The sequence below is a fragment of the Flavobacterium erigeronis genome (assembly GCF_054075165.1).
On the sequence record NZ_JBSKGP010000035.1, the window covers coordinates 1 to 358 of the forward strand.

1 protein-coding gene is annotated in these 358 nt (G+C 41.3%); it reads right to left on the reverse strand.

Annotation, left to right across the window (positions count from 1 at the left end; genetic code table 11):
* Positions 1 to 15: 15 nt before the first annotated feature.
* Positions 16 to 358 (reverse strand): gliding motility-associated C-terminal domain-containing protein (locus ACWA1F_RS23970; RefSeq protein WP_456897551.1); only part of this gene is annotated, 343 nt, incomplete at its 5' end.

The window sequence follows — 358 nt, forward strand, 5'->3', positions numbered from 1 at the left end:
TAGTGCCCTGCTGTTTTATTTTAGATAAAGCCATCCAGAGGTTTTTTTAGAACCGTCGCCTAAATCGAGAATATAGAAATAGGTGCCTTCAGGGAGTGTTTTGGCAGAGCCATCTGCTTTTCCGTCCCACGTATTGTCGTAACCTTTTTTATAGTAAACCAAATTACCCCAGCGGTTGAATATTTCGAGCTGATTGTCTGGATAGCGTTCGATACAGTCAATGTAGAACGTATCGTTTTGTCCGTCATCGTTTGGCGAAAATTCATTATAAATCTTAAAGCAGTCTGCTTTTACGCTGGCGCTGTCTTGATTGTTGCTGGAATTGGTATCGATCTGATCCAGTTTGGTTAAAGTAGCG